The sequence below is a fragment of the Candidatus Phytoplasma phoenicium genome, from assembly GCF_001189415.1.
Lineage (GTDB): Bacteria > Bacillota_I > Bacilli_A > Acholeplasmatales > Acholeplasmataceae > Phytoplasma > Phytoplasma phoenicium.
In genome coordinates, this window is record NZ_JPSQ01000019.1 from 1 (window position 1) to 3,744 (window position 3,744).

Here is a 3,744-nt window from a genome sequence, read left to right on the forward strand (position 1 = left end):
AAAAAGAAAAAGAAATTAAAAAAACTGAAGAACAATTAAAAGTTACTACTGATAAAAATGAAAAACAAAAGTTAAAAAACAGATTAGAAGAACTTCCTAAAGAGAATATAGAATTAGCTGGTCAAATACATGATATTCAAATTAAACGCGGAATTTTAGAAGATGATCAAAGAATGAATGAAAATAGATTAAATGAAATCATCAAAATAATAAATCACTTTCCACATGATGACCACGATAAAAGTAAAGAAGAATATGAGAGACAAATTGACTCTTTAATAAAATCCTTTTATGAAATCACTTAGTTGAGGGATAAAAAAATCAAAGGAGATTTAATTAATGTTTAAATTAAAAAAATATTTACTAATATTTAATATTATGGTTGTTATAATGTGACACCTTCTAGCTGGTTTAGCCTTACCCTTTACACCACCAAAAACTTTTCATTATGTATCAATTGACGCCATTTATTTTGATGATGGTGTGCGTATTATTCCCGAAAAACGTGTGATTCAAAGACTAAAAAACGAATTTGAACGGGGAAAACAAGAAATCCAACAAAAAGCCTCTTAAAACAAAAAATTAGTACTATTAATAAACCTTATGAGGGATGTAGTGGTTAGCCTATTGTGAAATTAAAAAAATCAACTAAACATACGCTGATTATAATAACTTATTTTCAGTTTTTGATTATGCTTCAAAATGTTATAATTTACAACCATATTATGAATCACAACCTTTTTTCAAGTAACAGTCAAACAATTTGAGAACCCATATTTAGCTTGGATTTTTAATGCTAACCTCGCAAGATTTTAGATAAAAATACTCTTTAGCAGACACTAATACTCAAATCTTTCAAGCTCAAAAAACTAACATTCATGAAAAAGATGTTTATTAAATTAAATTTAGTTTGTTTACGAATGGTTTAAAACAAATCAACTTAAAATATAATACAATTAAAGAATACAGTTGATATAACAATTTGGAAAAAATGACAATTGATTTCAGTGAAGCAGGAGAAAAATCAATTTGAAAAAGAGGAGAAGGCATTTGCAGTAATTATTTGGTGAATTTTTAAAATATATCCATAATTCAAATATAAACATTTGAAGCAAGTATTATAATTCGTTTTTTGACGAACACAAACAATTTGGAATTTCGTTTCTTGGAGTAAATATTTCAAAATTGATTTTAAATCATAAATATATTTAGTCAATTTTTTCATATTTTTCTCCTCTTTCATTGTTTGGTCTTAATAAATAAAACTTTAGTCAAAGAATTGAATAAATACTTTTGAGTTAAATGAACGGCGTGAATAATCTAAAAAGGAGGAGAAGGGATTGTAAATAATAAATGATGGATATTCAAAACGTCCTGATAATTTAAATATACATACTTGAAAAAAAGATTTTATTTATAGTTTTTCTTTGTCCACAAACAATTTCAAAAATTTTTTCTTGTGATAAATATTGTCAAATGGATTTTATATCATAAATATATGATTTTTTTATTTTTTCCTCTTTTACAATTTGACTTATTTTTTTGGCTTTGTTTAAATCCCATTTTTCTGGGGAACGACCTTTTTTATTTTTTATTTATTTGATGTGCTATTTTATGTCCTATATAAAAAATTATTTCTACTAAAATAAAATTAATCAATACACATACAATAATGATGTCTGTACTTGTGAATTTTTCTCCAAAAGAAAAAGAAGAATGAACCCCATATTCATAGACAATATCCCCTAAACCACCTGCTCCTAAAGCACCTAAAACACTTCCATAAGCTAAAGAGCTCACAAAAAGAGATATTGTTTTTAATAAGATACTAGCTTGTGCTTCTTTTAATAAAAAATATCTAATAAATTGGCTTTTATTAGCACCTAAAACATATGATGTTTCGTATAAATGACTATCCAATTCTAAAAAAACTTGTTCACAATTACGAGCAAAAAGAGGAGTTAATACTAGGGATAAACAAATAAAAGCACTTTTAAAACCAAAATATAAATTAAAAAATTTACCCAAAAAACATTTAATAATTAAAATAGATAAAGGTAAAAACGGAGGAGAAATTAAGAAATTAAAAAGAAAATTAATGAAAAAATAAATTTTCTGGTTCCAGTAATTTTTATTTAATTTCAACATATACAAATAAATTCCGAAGCATAAACCTATAAAAATTGATATAATAGTTGCCGAAATAGTTAATTTTAAAGTTTCCGTTAAACCTTTTAAAATCAAGTAATTATTTTTACCTGGTTCTTTATATTGGATAGCATTCCATAAATTCTTTAAAAACAAAACTATTCCTCTGAAACTATCTGTGACCAATGTTTTTGTAATAAAACTATAGATTTTCTTATTGGTTCGATTTTATCTATTGGAATTAAAAATTTATCATTTGTTGCTTGTTGTTTATAAAATTCAAAAATTTCAGATGAACGTAAACCTTCTTTCACTAATTCAATAGATTTATCGTTTTGATGATCTTTATGTGTCATTAACGAAATAGCATGAACAGTTAAAAATTTATCTTCAAAAACTTCTGATTCACTAATATTTAAATTCTCAAGATATTTGAAAGGAGATATAGACATTAACGCAGGAAAACTAATAATTAAATCTGTTTCCGTTTCGGGAATATTTCCTATTTGAGTTAGCCCTACTTTTTTGATTGTTAGTCCTGTCATTTCAAAATGTTCTTTTTTTAATTTAAAAAGTTGTAAGAAATCATGATTTTGTGTATTTGGATCTTGTTTTAACAATGCTTCCGTTTCTGTCTTCATTTTAAATTTTTGACCAAAAGTATCTGGAAATTTTTTAGATAATTTATATAAATAATAATAAGCTAAACGTTCATTTGATGGATTCGAAAGAATAGTTATTATTATATTTGATTTTGTATTAATATCAAATGAATCTGTTGCAAAAATACCAAATTTCCCTACATAAAAAGGTTGAACTATTTGAATATTTTCCCATGATTTATGATTCAAATGATTTTCTAAAATATATGGCATATGACAACAAAGAGTAGCGTCAGCTCTTTTCTCGCTTACTGCATTAATAGCACTAACATAATTATTTGAATAAAACTCAATTTTTGGAGACAAATTATTTTGTTTGAATTTTTTAATTGGAATTTGTTCTAGTAATTGTTTTATGCTTATTATAGGTGTGGTCAAAAGTACATGTTTTGTTGGAATCTTTTGATAAAAATTATAACCTAATATACTGAAAACCAAAAAACTTGTTATTACAACAATTATTATTTTTTGATTTAGTTTAAACATTGATGCTAATTTCCTCACAATTTATTAATTTTTTCAAATATCAAAATATTTATATATGAATGATTTTAATATTTATTCAAAAAAATACGACTATTTAGATGGATAGAATTTTTTTGAATATATTTTTTACATTTATCAAATATTGATGAAATATAACAATAATTGGATAACCAATAAATCATAAAAATGCTATAAAAAACACACTTATAAAATAACATATTTTTTTATTTATTAAATTCTTTTTCATACGAAAATGGTTCGATTAATTGAGGTCGAAAATTTATCCTTCGGATAATTTCCCCTTTTTCTAAAATAACTATTTTGTTACATAAACTTTTAATAATTTTATTATCATGCGATACTAAAATAATAGTTGTTTTGAATTTTTGATGAATAATTTTTATGATTTTTAAAATATTAAAACCTGTTATATTATCTAATGATGAAG

The 3,744-nt window shown here is 23.9% G+C and carries 2 protein-coding genes and 2 pseudogenes; 1 reads left to right on the forward strand and 3 read right to left on the reverse strand.

The features are described from left to right. Nucleotides 1-305 (forward strand): annotated as a pseudogene (locus AlmWB_RS01855) (hypothetical protein); the annotation flags it as partial. A gap of 1,279 nt (nt 306-1,584) precedes the next feature. On the opposite strand, the gene AlmWB_RS00665 reads toward AlmWB_RS01855, so the two are convergent. From AlmWB_RS00665 to AlmWB_RS01860, 3 genes and pseudogenes are all read right to left on the reverse strand, one after another. Next, the gene (locus AlmWB_RS00665) at nt 1,585-2,304 is read right to left on the reverse strand and encodes an ABC transporter permease subunit (RefSeq protein WP_050337125.1); all 720 of its coding nucleotides are present in this window, start codon (nt 2,302-2,304) and stop codon (nt 1,585-1,587) included. A 2-nt stretch (nt 2,305-2,306) separates the two neighbouring features. After that, nucleotides 2,307-3,296, reverse strand: coding sequence for a hypothetical protein (locus AlmWB_RS00670; protein ID WP_050337126.1), 990 nt, complete (start codon nt 3,294-3,296; stop codon nt 2,307-2,309). A gap of 224 nt (nt 3,297-3,520) precedes the next feature. After that, nucleotides 3,521-3,744: pseudogene (locus AlmWB_RS01860) on the reverse strand (ATP-binding cassette domain-containing protein); the annotation flags it as partial.